The 438-nt window shown below is 49.8% G+C and carries 1 protein-coding gene; it reads left to right on the forward strand.

Going from position 1 to position 438, the window contains the following annotated elements; translation table 11 throughout:
* Positions 1-438 (forward strand): RNA polymerase sigma factor RpoE (gene rpoE, locus ACU8YC_RS28020; RefSeq protein WP_446896397.1); only part of this gene is annotated, 438 nt, incomplete at both ends.

A 438-nucleotide genomic window follows, 5' to 3' on the forward strand; every position in this document is an offset into this window, starting at 1 on the left:
AGTTAACGGACCAGGTCCTGGTAGAAAGGGTCCAAAAGGGAGGTCAGAAAGGCTTTAAGCTACTGGTAGTGAGCTATCAGCATAAGGTGGCGAGTCTGGTTTCTCGCTATGTACCATCGGGTGATGTACCCGATGTCGTACAAGAGGCATTTATCAAGGCCTATCGTGCGCTGGACTCGTTCCGGGGGGATAGTGCTTTTTATACCTGGCTGTATCGTATTGCGGTCAATACAGCGAAGAATTACCTGGTCGCCCAGGGGCGTCGTCCACCTTCCAGTGATATAGATGCGATTGAAGCAGAAAATTACGAAAGTGGCGGTGCGCTGAAAGAAATTTCGAACCCTGAGAACTTAATGTGGCCAGAAGAACTGAGACAGATAGTTTTCCGGCCTATTGAGTCTCTCCCGGAAGACTTACGCATGGCAATAACCTTGCGGG

The organism is Citrobacter sp. VF227 (genome assembly GCF_052950715.1).